Genomic DNA, 16,130 nt, shown 5'->3' with positions numbered 1-16,130 from the left:
GTAGCGACGGTCCGAGGACGCGTTTCCCCGGGCCGAGTAGGGAGTGCAGTGGCAAAGGTCCGGGTGTACGAGCTCGCCAAGGAGTTCGGTGTAGAGAGCAAGGCCGTCATGGCCAAGCTCAACGAAATGGGCGAGTTCGTCCGTTCGGCGTCCTCGACGATCGAGGCGCCGGTCGTACGCAGACTTAAAGAAGCATTCGGTGGCGGACCGGCAAAGCCGTCCGCCGACAGAAGGTCGGCCCCGGTTCCGAAGCCGGGTCCGAGGAAGCCGGTTCCGGGTCCGAAGCCGGCCGCGCCGAGGCAGGAGCCGAAGCCGGAGCCGACGCAGGAACTGAGGCCGGAGCCGACGCAGGAACTGAAGCCCGAGCCCAAGCAGGATCTGAGGCCCGAGTTCAAGGCGGAGGCCGCGCGCCCTGAGGCGCCGTCCGCGCCCCAGGGTCCGAAGCCGGGTCCCCGTCAGCCGGCGCCGCGTCCGGCGACGCCTGATTCCGCTCCCGCCGCCGAGCGTGGCGGAAGCACCGCGCCCAGGCCCGGTCCCCGTCCGGGGCCCGCGGCCGGTCGGCCCGGTTCCTCGCCGAAGCCGGGCCCGAGCTCGCGCCCGGGTGGCACGGGCGGTCCCGGTGGTGCCGGCGGCTCTGGTGGGCAGCGTTCCGGCGGGGGACGTCCCCGTCCGGGCAACAACCCGTTCTCTTCGACCAACACCGGCATGGGCTCGGCCAAGCCGGGTCCGCGTCCGGGTCCCCCCGGGCAGCGTGGCGATCGCCCCGCGGGTCCGCGCGGCGACCGTCCCGACCGTCCCGGTGGACCCCGTGGTGACCGTCCCGGCGCACCGCGTGGTGACCGTCCCGCGGGCGCGCCGCCGCGTCCGGGGGCTCCCGGTCGTCCGGGTGCGCCCGGCGCCGGTGGTCCGCGTCCGAACCCGGGCGGCATGCCGCCCCGGCCCGGAGGTGGAGGCGGAGGCGGCCCGCGGCCCAGCCCGATGAACATGCCGTCCCGTCCGCAGCGTGACAGCGGTGGCCCCGGCGGTCCCGGTGGTGGCGGCCGCGGTCGTCCCGGTGGCGGCGGTGGCGGTGGCGGTCGTCCCGGTGGCGGCGGTGGCGGTGGCGGTCGTCCCGGTGGTGCCGGTCGTCCCGGTGGCGGCGGTGGCTTCGGCGGCCGTCCCGCGGGTGCCGGCGGTGGTGCCGGTCGTCCCGGTGGCGGCGGTGGCTTCGGCGGTCCGCGCCCCGGTGGCGGCGGTCGCGGCCGTGGCGGCACGCAGGGCGCGTTCGGCCGTCCGGGCGGGCGTCCCACGCGTGGCCGCAAGTCCAAGAAGCAGCGGCGTCAAGAGTTCGACAACATGCAGGCGCCCTCGATCGGCGGCGTCCGCGTCCCGCGTGGCAACGGCCAGGCGATCCGCCTGCCGCAGGGTGCCTCGCTCACCGACTTCGCCGAGAAGATCGGCGCCAACCCGGCGTCGCTCGTCGAGGTGATGCTGCACCTCGGTGAGATGGTGACGGCGACCCAGTCGGTCAGCGAGGAGACGCTGCAGATCCTCGGCACCGAGCTGGACTACAACATCCAGGTCGTCAGCCCGGAGGACGAGGACCGCGAGCTGCTCGAGTCCTTCGACATCGAGTTCGGTGAGGACGAGGGCGGCGACGAGCACCTCGTGTCGCGTCCGCCGGTCGTGACCGTCATGGGTCACGTCGACCACGGTAAGACGAAGCTGCTCGACGCCATCCGTAACGCCAACGTGGTCGCCGGCGAGGCCGGCGGCATCACCCAGCACATCGGTGCCTACCAGGTCGCGACCGAGGTCGACGGCCAGGAGCGCAAGATCACCTTTATCGACACCCCGGGTCACGAGGCGTTCACCGCCATGCGTGCCCGTGGTGCCGAGACGACCGACCTGGTCGTGCTGGTGGTCGCCGCCGACGACGGGGTGAAGCCGCAGACCACCGAGGCGATCGACCACGCCAACGCGGCCGGAGTGCCGATCGTCGTGGCGGTCAACAAGGTGGACAAGGAGGGGGCGGACCCGCAGCGGGTGCGCGCCCAGCTCACCGAGTACGGCCTCGTCGCCGAGGAGTTCGGTGGCCAGACGCAGTTCGTCGACATCTCGGCGAAGCAGCGGCTGGGCATCGAGGAGCTCCTCGAGGCGGTCGTGCTGACCGCCGACGCCGAGCTCGACCTGCGGGCCAACCCCGAGCAGGACGCGCAGGGCGTCGCGATCGAGGCGCACCTCGACAAGGGCCGCGGCTCCGTGGCGACCGTGCTCGTACAGCGCGGCACGCTCCGGGTCGGCGACTCCATCGTCTGTGGCGAGGCCTTCGGCCGCGTCCGGGCGATGCTGGACGAGAACGGCAACAACCTCGAAGAGGCGCTGCCGTCGCGTCCGGTCCTGGTGCTCGGCCTGTCGGCCACCCCCGGCGCCGGCGACAACTTCATCGTCGTCGACGACGACCGGATGGCACGGCAGATCGCCGACCGCCGTCAGGCGCGCAAGCGCAACGCCGAGCTGCTCCGCAGCCGTGGTCGCCGCACCCTCGAGGAGCTGTTCAAGGACCTCGAGAAGGGCGAGCTCCAGGAGCTGCTGCTCGTCGTCAAGGGTGACGTGTCCGGTTCGGTGGAAGCCCTCGAGGACGCACTGCTCAAGATCGACGTCGGCGAGGAGGTCGGTCTGCGGGTGATCCGCCGCGGCGTCGGCGCCATCACGCAGGACGACGTGAACCTCGCGCTCACGTCCGAGGGCACCGTCATCATCGGCTTCAACGTCCGGCCCGAGCGCAACGCGCAGGAGCTGGCCGACCGCGAAGGCGTCGACATCCGCTACTACTCGGTCATCTACCAGGCGATCGAGGAGGTCGAAGCCGCACTCAAGGGCATGCTCAAGCCCGAGTACGAAGAGGTGCGGCTCGGCACCGCGGAGATCCGCGAGATCTTCAAGGTGCCGCGCATCGGCAACGTCGCCGGTTCGATGGTCCAGTCCGGCACGATCAACCGCAACAGCAAGGCGCGGCTGGTCCGGGACGGTGTGGTCATCTCCGACAACCTCACCGTGTCCTCGCTCCGCCGGTTCAAGGAGGACGCGACCGAGGTCCGCGAGGGCTTCGAGTGCGGTATCGGCGTCGGGTACGGCGACATCAGGATCGGTGACATCATCGAGACCTTCGAGATGCGGGAGAAGCCGCGCGGCTGATCCTGATCGGACGAAGGGCCCGAGAGGCCTGATCTGACGTGGCGAGAGGTGGCGTGCGGCTTCGTCGCCCCCCACCTCCGCTGTTGGCACTCGGGTGACGACCGATAGCGGATGGCCGGAACCGATCGCGGGGGATGACCGTTGTGTATGTGGGATCGCTGACTCTGGACCTGCTGCTCGGCGACATACAGTCGCTCAAGCAGAAGCGCGCCGTCATCCGTCCGATCGTCGCCGAGATACGGCGGCGGTTCCCGGCGGTCGCGGCGGCCGAGACCGGCCACCTGGAGCTGCACCGTCGCGGGGAGATCGCCGTGGCGGTCGTGTCCGCCACGGCGGGTAACTGCGTCGAGGTGCTGGAGGCGTGCGAACGCCTCGTCGCCGGTCGGCCGGAGATAGAACTGCTGTCCGCCAGACAGCGGCTCTTCAGTGATGAGGAGTCCTGAGTGACGTTCGCGAGGCATCGGTGAGGGCACGTCCCGGCCGGAACCGGTCGAGCGGGCGAATGACGATGGAGGAACTGTGACCGACCCCGCGAGGGCTCGTAAGCTCGCCGATCGCATTCAGCAGATCGTCGCGGAGATGCTGGAGCTGCGGATCAAGGATCCGCGGCTCGGCTTCGTCACCGTGACGGACACGCGGCTGACCAACGATCTGCGGGACGCGACGGTCTACTACACGGTGTACGGCAGCGACGCCGAGCGCGCCGACAGCGCCGCGGCGCTGGAGAGCGCCAAGGGCGTGATCCGCTCGGAGGTGGGCAAGCGCACGGGAGTGCGGCACACGCCCAGCCTGACCTTCGTGCCGGACGCGCTGCCGGACAACGCCCGCCAGATCAACGACCTGCTCGCCAGGGCGCGCGCCGCCGACGAGCGGGTCGCGAAGGTGGCGGAGAACGCCCGGCCCGCGGGAGACGCCAACCCGTACCGGGAGACGCTCGTCGAGGACGATGTTGACGAAACCGACGGCGGCGGTGGCGGCGACGCGGGATACTCCCGGTCGTGAACTCCGCGCCGGGTAAGGTCGCAGCCATCGCCGCCGATGAGTGGGACAGGGCGGTCGATTCGATCCAGCGGACGGACGAGGTGTGCCTCGCCTGCCACGTCTGTCCGGACGGCGACGCGCTGGGTTCGATGCTGGCGTTCGCACAGGCGCTGCGCGCGCTGGGCAAGCCGTTCACGGCCTCGTTCGGCGACGCCTTCGTCGTGCCGCGGATCCTGCGCTTCCTACCCGGCCTCGATCTGCTCACCGACCCGGCCGACTTCCCCACCGAGCCGGACGTGATGATCACGTTCGACGCGGCCGGCAGCGATCGTCTCGGCAGCCTCGCGGCCAATGCGGGCAAGGCGCGGGAGCTGATCGTGATCGACCATCACGCGTCGAACACGTGGTTCGGCACCACGCATCTGGTCGTCCCGGGCGCCGCCGCCACCGCCGTGGTCGTCGAACACCTGATCTCCCGGCTCGGCGTGCCGCTCACCCACGACATCGCGCTCGACCTGTACGTCGGGCTGGCCACCGACACCGGCTCGTTCAAGTACCGGTCCACGACCCCCGAGGTCCACGCCCTCGCGCAGCGGCTGCTGGCGACGGGCATCCGGCCGGAGCGGGTCGCCCGCGAGGTCTGGGACCGCGCCCCCTTCGGCTACCTGCCGGTCCTGGCGGCAGCGCTCGGCCGGGCCCGGCTGGAGCCGGACGTCGCGGGCGGGCTCGGCATGGTCTGGACGACCGTGACGCGCGCCGACCGTGCCGCTCACGGCCTCTCGTACGACCTGCTCGAAGGCGTCATCGACGTCGTCCGCCGTACGGACGAGGCCGAGGTCGCCGTCGTCTTCAAGGAGGACGACGAAGGCGCCTGGCAGGTGTCCACGCGGTCGAAGGGCCGCATCGACGTCGGAATGGCCTGCGTGGCCCTCGGCGGCGGCGGCCACCCCACCGCGGCGGGCTTCACCCTGCACGGCGAGGTCGAGCCTGCCGTCGCACGGCTGCGCGGGCTCCTCAAGGAGATCGAGGTCGCCGCGCGCTCATGAACGGACTTGTCATCGTCGACAAGCCGGCCGGCTGGACCTCCCACGACGTCGTGGGCAGGATACGCCGGCTGGCGGGCACCCGCCGTGTCGGGCACGCCGGCACGCTCGACCCCATGGCGACGGGCGTGCTGGTCGTCGGAATCGAGAAGGCCACCCGGCTGCTCGGGCACCTGGCGCTCACCGAGAAGACCTACGAGGCCGTCATTCGGCTCGGGCAGTCCACCAACACCGACGACGCGGAGGGTGAGCCCATCGCCACGGCCTCGGCGGCCGAGGTCACCGAGGACGCCGTGCGCAACGCCGTGGTCGACCTGACCGGCCCGATCGAGCAGATCCCGCCGCAGGTCAGCGCGATCAAGGTGAACGGACAGCGCGCGTACAAACGGGCCCGCGCCGGCGAGGACGTCGAGCTCAAGCCGCGCACCGTCAGCGTGTACGAGTTCGGGCTCGGTGAGCTGCGCCGCGAGGGCGACCTCCTCGACGTCACCGCGACCATCACGTGTTCCAGCGGCACCTACATCCGGGCGCTCGCCCGTGACCTGGGGACGGCCCTGGGCGTCGGCGGGCACCTGACCGCCCTGCGCCGCACCCGCGTCGGCCCGTACGACCTGTCGATGGCGCACACGGTCGACCGGCTCGCCGAGGAGTTCACCGTGCTGCCGATGGAGGAGGCGGTGGCCGCCGCGTTCCCGCGGCTGGACGTCTCCGAGGACGACGCGCGCAAGATCGCCCACGGCGGCCGGCTGGCCGCGACCGGGCTCGGCCGGGGCCCCATCGGTGTCTTCGCTCCCGACGGCACCCTGCTGGCCCTCGTCGAGGAGCACGGCCCGGTCGCCAAGCCCCTCGCCGTGTTCGTGTCCTGAGACGGGCGGCGCCGCCGAGGGTCCACGGCGGTGATCCTCGACGCGCGCCCCGGACCGGGCGGAAGACTCAGGCGGGCCGCCGGCGGCGGGCGCGGTAGGCGGCGACGTTGGTCCGGTTGGCGCAGCCGTCGGAGCAGAACCGGCGGCGCCCGCCGCGGGAGTCGTCGGCGTACACCCGGTCGCAGTCGTCGGCCGCGCATACGCCGATCCGGTCGATGCCGTGGTCGCAGAGCAGCTCGGCGAGGTTCATCAGCGTCGTGGCGCGGACCCGGTGCGCCAGGTCCACCTCGGGCGGCGCGTGGTGGACGTGCAACCCCAGTTCGTCGTGGTCGGCCAGGTGCGGATGCATCGGCACGTCCGACAGCAGATCGTTGAGCAGCCCCACCGCGGCGTCGAGGCTCTCGGCCTCGAAGAAGGAGCGGAGCGTCCGCGCCCACGGCCGCAGCTCGGCGGCGGTCGCCGGAGTGAAGCGCTGCACGAAGAACCCGTGTTCGCCGAGGACCGCGCGCAGCGCGTCGTCGCCGTCGTCTCCCTCGCGGCTCGTCACCGCGTTGACGAGGGCGGCGGCGGCCCCTACCCCATGGCTCTTGTAGCCGGTTATCCGCATTGCCCCATCTTCCCGGATGTGCTTAGGTGTAAGTGTCTTCTCAATCTATTCGATTACACCCGACGCGACGCATAGGCGGAGTCTTCCGGTGAGCGAGTGCCCGACCTGTGGCTGGCCCGAGTCCGACGTCTACGAGGTGCTCTCCCGGCACTTCACCTCCGAGGGCGTCGTCACCTACAGTCGCTGTGTCTGCGGCGAGATCCAGGTCCGCCTGCGCCCCTACGCCTCCGACCGCCCGCTGTAGCCCACCTGCCTTCCCCGCGTGTCGTGTTTCCGAGGCGGCGGCCCCGACGGCGTCAGGCGAGCCGCTTCAGCCGCGGCCACAGGCGGTCCCAGGGCACGCGTTGACCTCGGCAGATCCAGATCGGCTGCCCCTGCTCCTCGTTGTCGATCCGCACGCCGTCGTCGACTCTCCCCGCGACCTGGACGTCCGACCAGTACCGCGTGAGGACCTCCCGCTCCGCGGGCAGGACGAGAACGGGCGCATCGTCGTTCCGAGGCCGTCCGAGGTACCACAGGCCGTTGTGGCCGCTGTAGGCCTTCGGGAGGCCGTACGCCGCGCCGTACCGGTCGATCGCGCCGGCGACGCCGTAGTCGCCGGCCAGGATGACGTAGCCGGGGCGATACGCCTTCGCCACCGCCGCCGTGAGCTCCCGCCAGCCGACGGTCTCGCGGGCGTCGTAACTGATCGCCGCCTCCGGCGTCGCGTGCAGGGTCCGCAGCGGATATATCGGGAGCAGCAGTCCGACGGTCGTGAGCGCCACGACGCCGAACATCACCGACCGCAGCCGCCACCGCTCGACGACCTGGGCGCCGGCCGCCCACAGCGCGGGGTACGCGCCCATCATGTAGTAGTGCTTTCCGCCGGTGATCAGGAAGACGAGCAGGAGGAACGCGTACGCCCAGACGAACAGCCGCCACGGCCCGCGCCACAGGCGCACCAGTCCCGCGATCCAGATCGGCGCGGTGAAGACACCGGTGTCGACCACCTGCCAGGGCAGGAAGCCCAGCCGCCCGCCGTCGGTGTCCTTGGCCGCGATGATCCGGCCCATCTCCAGCTGCGGCCAGCCGTGCCGGCCCTGCCACCACAGTCCGGGCAGCCAGGCGAGCACGGTCACCGCCGCACCGGCGTACAGCAGCGGGCGGCGCAGCAGGTCGCGCGGGCCGGCCAGGAGGACTCCCAGGGCCAGCGCGGCGAGGAAGAAGACGATCAGGAACTTGATCTGCAGTGCGACGGCCGTGACGAGGCCGACGCCGAGCAGCAGACGGTCGTCCCGCACCCGTACCCAGCGGGTGACCAGGAAGGTCACCGCGGTCCAGGCCACCACATCGAAGATCGTCGGCTGCATGAGGTGCCCGCCGACCGCCAGGGCGGGCGTGACCGCCCACGCCAGGGCCGCGACCGTCTGGGCGCGCGGACCGCCGCCCATCTCCCGGGCGGTCAGCGCGGTGAGCACCGTCCCCGCCATGAACGCCAGCGTCGCGGGCAGGCGCAGCAGGACGAGCGAGCCTCCGGCGAGGGCGGCGTACAGCGGGACGAGCGGAGGCTGGTCCGGATACCCCCACGCCGGATGGGCGCCGACGACGCGGAAGTAGAGTTCGTCGCGGTGATAGCCGTACCGGGCGCTCAACGCGGTCAGTACGACGCCGGCTGCGATGCTGATCGCCAGCACGGGTCTCCAGGCGAGGGGCATGCCCTGATCATGAGCCGAAACCCATCCGCTGTCATCGGTGTGGCAGGCTTTAGACGACCGCGAAAAGGGGTGGACAGGTGCGACGCTGGCATGGCCTCGACGAGGTGCCCGCCGACTGGGGCAGGTCCGTCGTCACCATCGGCGTGTTCGACGGGGTGCACCTGGGGCACCAGCGCATCGTCGCCCGGGCGTCGGAGTTCGCGCGCGAGCTCGGACTGCCGGCGGTGGTGATCACGTTCGATCCGCATCCGGACGAGGTCGTGCGCCCCGGCACACACCCGCCGCTGCTGTGTACGCCGAAACGGCGCGCCGAGCTGCTGGCGGGCCTGGGGGCCGACGCCGTCATGATCCTGCCGTTCACGCTGGAGCTGTCGCGGATGGGGCCCGACGAGTTCGTCCAGTCGGTCCTCGTCGACCGGCTGCACGCGGCCCGCGTCGTCGTGGGGGAGGACTTCCGCTTCGGCCACAAGGCGCGCGGAGACGTCGCCCTGCTGCGGGAGCTGGGGGACAAGTACGACTTCGAGGCGGAAGGCGTCCCTCTCGTCGCGAACGGGGAGCCGATCTCCTCGACACGGATCCGCGAGCGGCTCGCCACCGGAGACGTCGACGGGGCCGCGCAGCTGCTCGGCCGTCCACACCGGGTGGAGGGCGTCGTCGTACGCGGCGCGCGCCGCGGCCGTGAGCTCGGCTTCCCGACCGCCAACCTGGAGACGCTGCCGCACACGGCGATCCCGGGCGACGGGGTGTACGCCGGCTACCTGAACTGCGCCGGCTACGGCCGGGTCCGGAGCGACGGCTCGGCCGGATTCCCGGACGCCTGCTGGCCGGCGGCGATCTCCATCGGCACCAACCCGACGTTCGCGGGGGAGGAGCGCACGGTCGAGGCGTACGCGCTGGACCGCGACGACCTCGACCTGTACGGCGAGCACGTGAGCGTCGACTTCACCGCCCGGCTGCGCGACACGCTGAAGTTCGATTCGATCGAATCGCTGATCGAGCAGATGCGGCGTGACGTCGAGCGCGCCCGGGAGCTCACCGGCTCGCGCCCAACGGGGACGCGCGGGGAACATCCCGGCAGACACCCGCGTTGAGCTTGATAATGGGCTGCTCGGCATGACGTGGTACCGTGATTTGCCGCTGGGGAAGTGACCGGCAGTCGCTGGCTGCCCCCGCGAAGGGCGAGACGGCTCACCGTCATGGCCCATTCACCCAGGAGACTGTGGGTACGCATGGTTTCCGGGTGCATTCGAACTCCATACCGCGTACCCGATAGAGAAGGAGAGCTGTGTCGCTGGACACCGCCGCCAAGAAGCAGATCATGGCCGAGTACGCCACCGCCGAGGGTGACACCGGGTCGCCCGAGGTTCAGGTCGCCGTGCTCACCAAGCGGATCAACGAGCTCACCGAGCACCTCAAGACCCACAAGCACGATCACCACAGCCGTCGTGGCCTGCTTCTGATGGTCGGCCGCCGTCGTCGTCTTCTGAAGTACCTGCAGAAGAAGGACATCAACCGATACCGGCAGCTGATCGAGCGTCTCGGCCTCCGCCGATAACGTCCGGGAGGGAGCGGCGCATGCCGCTCCCTCTCTTCGTATAACTCCACAGAACCCGCTACCGCCCGCCCGTACGGTGTGTCGGGGGCCGGTCCTCGGTAGTGGCCCTCGGATCCCCAAGACGCGATCCGACGGCTTCGATCGAAGACCGGCACCTCTTACCAGAGCGCTGCACCTCCGGGTCCGGATGCGGGGTCGACCCAACCAAGGAGGTTTCACATCGTGGATGGTGTGAAGATCGCCGAAGCCGTCATTGACAACGGCTCATTCGGCCAACGCACGATCCGGTTCGAGACCGGACGGCTCGCCCGCCAGGCGGCCGGTTCCGCCGTCGTCTACCTGGACGACGAGACGATGGTCCTGTCCGCGACCACCGCGTCGAAGAAGCCGAAGGAGAACCTCGACTTCTTCCCGCTCACGGTCGACGTCGAGGAGCGGATGTACGCCGCCGGGCGCATCCCCGGCTCGTTCTTCCGCCGCGAGGGCCGGCCGAGCGAGGACGCCATCCTCACCTGCCGGCTGATCGACCGGCCGCTGCGCCCCTCGTTCAAGAAGGGCCTGCGCAACGAGATCCAGATCGTCGAGACGATCCTCGCCCTGCACCCGGACCACCTGTACGACGTCGTCGCGATCAACGCCGCGTCGATGTCCACGCAGATCGCGGGCCTGCCGTTCTCCGGCCCGATCGGCGGCGTGCGTGTCGCGCTGATCGAGGGCCAGTGGGTGGCGTTCCCGACCCACCCCGAGCTCGAGCGCGCGACGTTCGACATGGTCGTGGCCGGCCGGGTGCTCGAGGACGGCGACGTCGCGATCATGATGGTCGAGGCGGAGTCGACGACGGGCACGCTGAACCTCGTCGCCGAGGGCGCGGTCGCGCCGACCGAGGAGACGGTCGCGGAGGGCCTCGAGGCCGCCAAGCCGTTCATCAAGGTGCTCTGCCAGGCGCAGAGCCGCCTCGCCGAGCAGTCGTCCAAGGAGACGGCCGACTACCCGATCTTCCTGGACTACCAGGACGACGTGTACGCCGCCGTCGAGGCCGCCGTCCGCACGGAGCTGGCGCAGGCGCTCACGATCGCGGGCAAGCAGGAGCGCGAGACCGAGCTGGACCGTGTCAAGGCGCTGGCCGCCGAGAAGGTCGGCCCGGACTTCGTCGAGCGCGAGAAGGAGATCAGCGCCGCGTTCCGCGCGCTGACCAAGAAGCTCGTGCGTGAGCGGGTCATCGCGGAGAAGGTCCGCATCGACGGCCGTGGCGTGAAGGACATCCGCCAGCTGACCGCCGAGGTCGGCGTCGTTCCCCGCGTGCACGGCTCGGCGCTGTTCGAGCGCGGTGAGACCCAGATCATGGGCGTGACGACGCTGAACATGCTCCGCATGGAACAGATGATCGACACGCTCAATCCCGACCGCACCAAGCGCTACATGCACAACTACAACTTCCCGCCGTACTCCACCGGTGAGACCGGCCGCGTCGGCTCGCCGAAGCGGCGCGAGATCGGGCACGGCGCTCTCGCCGAGCGTGCGCTGCTCCCGGTGCTGCCGACGCGTGAGGAGTTCCCGTACGCCATCCGGCAGGTGTCGGAGGCGCTCGGCTCCAACGGCTCCACCTCGATGGGCTCCGTCTGCGCCAGCACGATGTCGCTGCTGTCGGCGGGCGTGCCACTCAAGCAGATGGTCGCCGGTATCGCGATGGGCCTGATCAACGAGGGCGACGAGTACGTCACGCTGACGGACATCCTCGGCGCCGAGGACGCCTTCGGCGACATGGACTTCAAGGTCGCCGGCACCCGTGACCTGATCACGGCTCTGCAGCTCGACACGAAGCTGGACGGAATCCCGGCCTCGGTCCTGGCCGGGGCGCTCAGGCAGGCCAAGGGCGCGCGGCTGGCGATCCTCGACGTCATGCAGGAGGCCATCGAGGCCCCCGGCGAGATGAGCCCGAACGCGCCGCGGATCATCACGATCAAGGTCCCGGTCGACAAGATCGGCGAGGTCATCGGCCCCAAGGGCAAGATGATCAACTCGATCCAGGACGACACCGGCGCCGAGATCACGATCGAGGACGACGGCACGATCTACGTCGGCGCCACCGACGGCCCGTCCGCCGAGGCCGCGCGGCAGGCGATCAACTCGATCGCCAACCCGCACATGCCGGAGGTCGGCGAGCGCTACCTCGGCACGGTGGTGAAGACCACCACGTTCGGCGCCTTCGTGTCGCTGCTGCCCGGCAAGGACGGCCTGCTGCACGTCTCACAGATCCGCAAGCTGCACGGCGGCGCGCGGATCGAGAACATCGACGACGTCATCAAGGTCGGCGAGAAGATCCAGGTCGAGGTCAGCGAGATCGACTCCCGCGGCAAGCTGTCGCTGGTGCCGGTCGAGGTCGTCGAGCAGGAGGCGGCGGCCGCCGAGGCCAACGGCTCCGGCGGCGACGACGCGGCGGCCCCCGCGGAGGACGGCGCCGAGACCGAGCGTCCGGAGCGCCGCGAGAGCCGCGATGGGGGTGAGCGCCCCCGCCGGCGACGTACCCGAAGCAGTGGCGGCGGCGGCCGGGGCGACAGCGACCGCAACTCATGACGGTTCTCGCCAGAGAGCAGGAGCCCGGCTCCACCTTCGTCGTACACCCCGGCGCCGACGGCGCCGGGGTGGTCCGGCGGACCGTCCTGCCGGGCGGGCTGCGCGTCGTCACCGAGACCGTGCCGACCGTGCGTTCGGTGGCCTTCGGCATCTGGGCCGGGGTCGGCTCGCGCGACGAGTCGATCGAGGACACCGGCGCGAGCCACTATCTCGAGCACCTGCTGTTCAAGGGCACGCGCAAGCGCACCGCGCTGGAGATCTCCTCGCTGATGGACGCGGCGGGCGGCGAGATGAACGCCTTCACCGCCAAGGAGTACACCTGCTACTACGCGCGGGTGCTGGACTCCGAGATGCCGCTGGCCATCGACGTCGTCTCCGACATGGTGACGAACTCCCTCATCGAGCCGCAGGACGTCGACGCCGAGCGCGGGGTGATCCTCGAAGAGATCGCCATGCACGACGACGACCCCACCGACGCGGTGCACGACGAGTTCTCCGAGGCGCTGTTCGGCGACACTCCGCTGGGCCGGCCGATCCTCGGGACGGTCGAGTCGATCAGCGGGATCGGCCGGGACCGCATCGCGCGGTACTACCGGGACCGCTACATCCCGCAGAACCTCGTCGTCTCGGCCGCCGGCAACGTCGACCACGACGAGGTCGTGCGCCACGTCCAGGCGGCGTTCGAGGGCGTGCTCGGCGATCGCGGGCAGCTGCCCAGCACGCCGCGGATCGGCGGGCCCGGCGCGGTGCCGAGCTCGGGTGTGCGGTCGATCGTCCGCCCCACCGAGCAGGCCAACCTGATCCTCGGCACCGTCGGGATCACCCGCACCGACGAGCGGCGCTTCGCCCTCGGCGTGCTGAACGCCGCGCTCGGCGGCGGGATGTCCTCCCGTCTGTTCCAGGAGATCCGCGAGAAGCGCGGCCTGGCCTACTCGGTGTACAGCTACAACTCCCAGTACGCCGACACCGGCATCTTCGGGGTGTATGCCGGGTGCCTGCCGGCCAAGGTCGACGAGGTCCTCGAGATCTGCCGCGAGGAGGTCGCCAGTGTGGCCGAGCACGGCATCACCGAGGAGGAGCTCGAGCGCGGCAAGGGCCAGCTGCGGGGATCGTTCGTGCTGGGCCTGGAGGACACCGGGTCGCGGATGAGCCGCATCGGCAAGAGCGAGCTGGTCTACGACAGCCTGCTCTCGGTCGACGACATCCTGGCCCGCATCGAGGCCGTCACGCTGGACGACGTCCGTGCGGTCGGCCGCGACATCCTGGGCCGCCCGATGACCCTGACCGTCATCGGACCGTTCGAGGGCCGCGACTTCACGCTCTGACCACCGACCGCCGAGGTTCGGGGAAGCCATGACGACGGCCAAACCGACGGCCGAGGAGATCAGCGAGCTGCTGGGCGTCCGCCTGGACCATCTAGCCTGGCGGACGTCCGGCCACGGTGAGGGCATGTTCCAGGTCGCCATCATCCGGAGGGATGAGGCGACCTGGATACTCGTCCGCATTTCCGGAAAGCCCGACGTCCAGGTCTACAGCGAGCACGAATGGGAGTGCTTCTTGGACGGCGCACGCCGAGGCGAGTTCGACGATCTGGTGTGATGGTCCTGGTAGTGCGCACCTGACCGCTGTCTTCACGGCTTGCGCATTATCGTGTGAATCACAAGTTTCCCTGCGCGATATGCTGGGTGGCCCGCCACGCCAAGGGAGGATTGGTGGAGGGTGACGCCTACGGGGCGACGATCGCCAAGCGGCGGCTCTCGCGCATCTTGACCGACCTGCGCCTGCGTACCGGGCATACCGCAAACCACATCTGTGACACGTTGACGTGGGGACGCGGCAAGGTCGGCCGCTTCGAGGCGAACGTGTGGAAGCGGCCGGAGATGAGCGACATCCGCGATCTCCTCCGGGTCTATGAGGCCGACGAGGCGACCCGGCGCGAGGTAGAAGAACTCGCGATTCGCGCGAAGCCCCGCGCATGGTGGCGCGACTCCTACTACCAGGACGTCTTCGAGGACAGCGAGTTCCCCGGCTTCGAGAGCGACGCCTCCGAGATCCGCACCTGCATGCCGCTGATTCTGCCCGGATTGCTGCAGACTGAGGCGTACATCCGAGCGCAGATGGAAGTCGGAACCCGGAACGCCGAATGGTGCGAGCGTGCGCTGCGCGGACGGCAGCGCCGTCAGGCGATTCTCGATCGTGACGAGAACGCACCCAAGTTGATCGCGGTCATCACCGAGGCGTCTCTGCGCTACGACTGGGGCAGCGCGGATGAGCGCCGCGATCAAATCCAGCAGCTGATCAAGGCCGGTCAGCGTACCAACGTCGAGATCCGAATCCTGAGATTCCAGGATGGCTTCCATCCAGGGATGAACAGCTTGATCAACGCCTTCACCTTCCCCTATCCCGACGAGCCGCCCATGGTCTATCTGGAGACCGATACGTCGGCGAAGGAAGTCGACCTCAGTGAGGCGAAGTCCTATTTGGACCTCTTTGAACGCATCCGTGCTACTGCCGCCTCAAATGCGGAGAGTAGCGCCTTCCTGAGTGCTCTCATAGAGACCTTGGAGTAGCGAGTGATGGACCTGTCTCAGGCCACTTGGCGCAAGGCGAGCGCCAGTACCGGAAGCAACGGAGCGTGTGTGGAGTTGGCGACCAACCTGCCCTCGGGGTTTGCCGCCATGCGGGACAGCACCCGGCCCAGCGCCGGCACTCATGTGACCACCAGTGCGGCTTTGCGCGCCCTGCTGGACGACGTCCGTGCCGGCACCCACGACATGTAGTCGTCCGCGCAACGTATTACGAAGATCCTCCGGGCTGCCTTCCCGGGGGATCTTTTTTCTCCATGTCTTAAGGTCTTTGTAGTGCTCAAATATTGACTTATCGGGGCAGTCTCGACGCTTTGGCGTGGTCAACGTAACTTCTTTGCTGATAGCGCTGGCGGCTCATCACTGTGCTTCCTACTCTGTGATTCACAGATACATCACTCGATGAGAGTGAATATGAAGCATGGTTTCCGACCCGATCCCGCGCATGCGGTGCGATGACTACGACCCTGGCAGGGAAGCCGATGACGAACGCCTCCGCATCGATCATCACAGGCGGCTGCCCCGTATGGCCGCTTCCCCATACGCGCGCATGCGCCGAGGCCGCGCGTGCGATCGTCCGTGCGACGCTGGCCGACCTGGTACCCGACCGGCTTGACGACGGTCTCCTCATGGCGAGTGAGCTCGCTACCAACGCCTGGCTCCATGGCCTGCGGGGCGTCGAGCTTGACGACCGGGACGCACCAGCCGCTGGGCGGTCCGAACTCGCGATCTATCGGCGCGGGCCGGAGACCTCTGGCGAACTGGTCATCACGGTCTTCGATCCTCGCCCCGACCTTGATGCCGTGACCGCAGCGATCCCGGCGAACCCTCTGGCCGGGTTGCCCGACAAACCGCTACAGGAATCGCTGCCGCCCGCGGTCATCGACCAATTGCTGCGCGACCTGCCGGACAACCCGCTGCCCGAATCACCGGCCGCTGTCATCGACGGCCTTCCGTCGCAGTGGTGGTCGGGCCGACGAGGCCTCGACACCGTCAGGGCGCTGTCGGGCGGCCAGCACGGCGCTCGCCGCCAGGCCCCCGGCCATCC

General features: G+C 69.8%; 15 protein-coding genes. 13 read left to right on the top strand and 2 right to left on the bottom strand.

Features of this window, described 5'->3' with window-relative positions:
- The first annotated feature begins 48 nt into the window (after positions 1-48).
- The 5 genes from infB (at position 49) to truB (ending at position 6,067) form a co-directional block, all read left to right on the top strand.
- Complete coding sequence (gene infB, locus NE236_RS15875; RefSeq protein WP_252842736.1) at positions 49-3,177, top strand: translation initiation factor IF-2; 3,129 nt, start codon at positions 49-51, stop codon at positions 3,175-3,177.
- Between the two features lie 134 nt (positions 3,178-3,311).
- Positions 3,312-3,620, top strand: a complete 309-nt coding sequence (locus NE236_RS15870; RefSeq protein ID WP_252842735.1) for a DUF503 domain-containing protein — start codon at positions 3,312-3,314, stop codon at positions 3,618-3,620.
- 76 nt (positions 3,621-3,696) lie between these two features.
- Positions 3,697-4,179: a 30S ribosome-binding factor RbfA gene (gene rbfA / locus NE236_RS15865; protein WP_252842734.1), complete on the top strand. Its 483-nt coding sequence runs from the start codon at positions 3,697-3,699 to the stop codon at positions 4,177-4,179.
- Positions 4,176-5,204, top strand: coding sequence for a DHH family phosphoesterase (locus NE236_RS15860; RefSeq protein ID WP_252842733.1), 1,029 nt, complete (start codon positions 4,176-4,178; stop codon positions 5,202-5,204). Before rbfA ends, NE236_RS15860 begins: the two co-directional genes overlap by 4 nt.
- A complete protein-coding gene (truB, locus tag NE236_RS15855) occupies positions 5,201-6,067 on the top strand; it encodes a tRNA pseudouridine(55) synthase TruB (RefSeq protein ID WP_252842732.1) in 867 nt (288 codons plus the stop codon). The genes NE236_RS15860 and truB overlap by 4 nt, the downstream gene beginning before the upstream one ends.
- A 67-nt stretch (positions 6,068-6,134) precedes the next feature.
- Here truB and NE236_RS15850 read toward each other — a convergent pair whose 3' ends face one another.
- Positions 6,135-6,674, bottom strand: a complete 540-nt coding sequence (locus NE236_RS15850) for a CGNR zinc finger domain-containing protein (RefSeq protein WP_252842731.1) — start codon at positions 6,672-6,674, stop codon at positions 6,135-6,137.
- An 88-nt stretch (positions 6,675-6,762) separates the two neighbouring features.
- On the opposite strand from NE236_RS15850, the gene NE236_RS15845 reads away from it, so the two are divergent.
- Positions 6,763-6,918 (top strand): hypothetical protein, encoded by a 156-nt coding sequence (locus NE236_RS15845; protein ID WP_252842730.1) that lies wholly within the window; start codon positions 6,763-6,765, stop codon positions 6,916-6,918.
- Positions 6,919-6,970: 52 nt separating this feature from the next.
- Here the strand turns inward: NE236_RS15845 and NE236_RS15840 are convergent, their stop codons facing one another.
- Positions 6,971-8,368, bottom strand: a complete 1,398-nt coding sequence (locus NE236_RS15840; protein ID WP_252842729.1) for an ArnT family glycosyltransferase — start codon at positions 8,366-8,368, stop codon at positions 6,971-6,973.
- A gap of 77 nt (positions 8,369-8,445) precedes the next feature.
- Between NE236_RS15840 and NE236_RS15835 the strand changes: the two genes are divergently transcribed.
- The 7 genes from NE236_RS15835 (at position 8,446) to NE236_RS15805 (ending at position 15,277) form a co-directional block, all read left to right on the top strand.
- The gene (locus tag NE236_RS15835) at positions 8,446-9,459 is read left to right on the top strand and encodes a bifunctional riboflavin kinase/FAD synthetase (RefSeq protein ID WP_252842728.1); all 1,014 of its coding nucleotides are present in this window, start codon (positions 8,446-8,448) and stop codon (positions 9,457-9,459) included.
- Positions 9,460-9,653: 194 nt separating this feature from the next.
- Positions 9,654-9,923: a 30S ribosomal protein S15 gene (gene rpsO / locus NE236_RS15830; RefSeq protein WP_252842727.1), complete on the top strand. Its 270-nt coding sequence runs from the start codon at positions 9,654-9,656 to the stop codon at positions 9,921-9,923.
- Between the two features lie 222 nt (positions 9,924-10,145).
- Complete coding sequence (locus NE236_RS15825; RefSeq protein WP_252842726.1) at positions 10,146-12,497, top strand: polyribonucleotide nucleotidyltransferase; 2,352 nt, start codon at positions 10,146-10,148, stop codon at positions 12,495-12,497.
- Positions 12,494-13,822 (top strand): M16 family metallopeptidase, encoded by a 1,329-nt coding sequence (locus NE236_RS15820; protein ID WP_252842725.1) that lies wholly within the window; start codon positions 12,494-12,496, stop codon positions 13,820-13,822. The genes NE236_RS15825 and NE236_RS15820 overlap by 4 nt, the downstream gene beginning before the upstream one ends.
- Positions 13,823-13,850: 28 nt before the next feature.
- Positions 13,851-14,096 carry a DUF397 domain-containing protein gene (locus NE236_RS15815; protein ID WP_252842724.1) on the top strand — a complete coding sequence of 82 codons (246 nt, stop codon included), beginning with the start codon at positions 13,851-13,853 and terminating at the stop codon, positions 14,094-14,096.
- A gap of 113 nt (positions 14,097-14,209) precedes the next feature.
- Positions 14,210-15,067 (top strand): helix-turn-helix domain-containing protein, encoded by an 858-nt coding sequence (locus NE236_RS15810; RefSeq protein ID WP_252842723.1) that lies wholly within the window; start codon positions 14,210-14,212, stop codon positions 15,065-15,067.
- Between the two features lie 6 nt (positions 15,068-15,073).
- A complete protein-coding gene (locus NE236_RS15805) occupies positions 15,074-15,277 on the top strand; it encodes a DUF397 domain-containing protein (protein ID WP_252842722.1) in 204 nt (67 codons plus the stop codon).
- Positions 15,278-16,130 lie beyond the last annotated feature (853 nt).

It is taken from the genome of Actinoallomurus purpureus (assembly GCF_024055795.1).
Taxonomy (GTDB): domain Bacteria; phylum Actinomycetota; class Actinomycetes; order Streptosporangiales; family Streptosporangiaceae; genus Actinoallomurus; species Actinoallomurus purpureus.
Note: the sequence above shows the minus strand (reverse complement) of the source record. Positions and strands in the feature narration are given on the sequence as shown.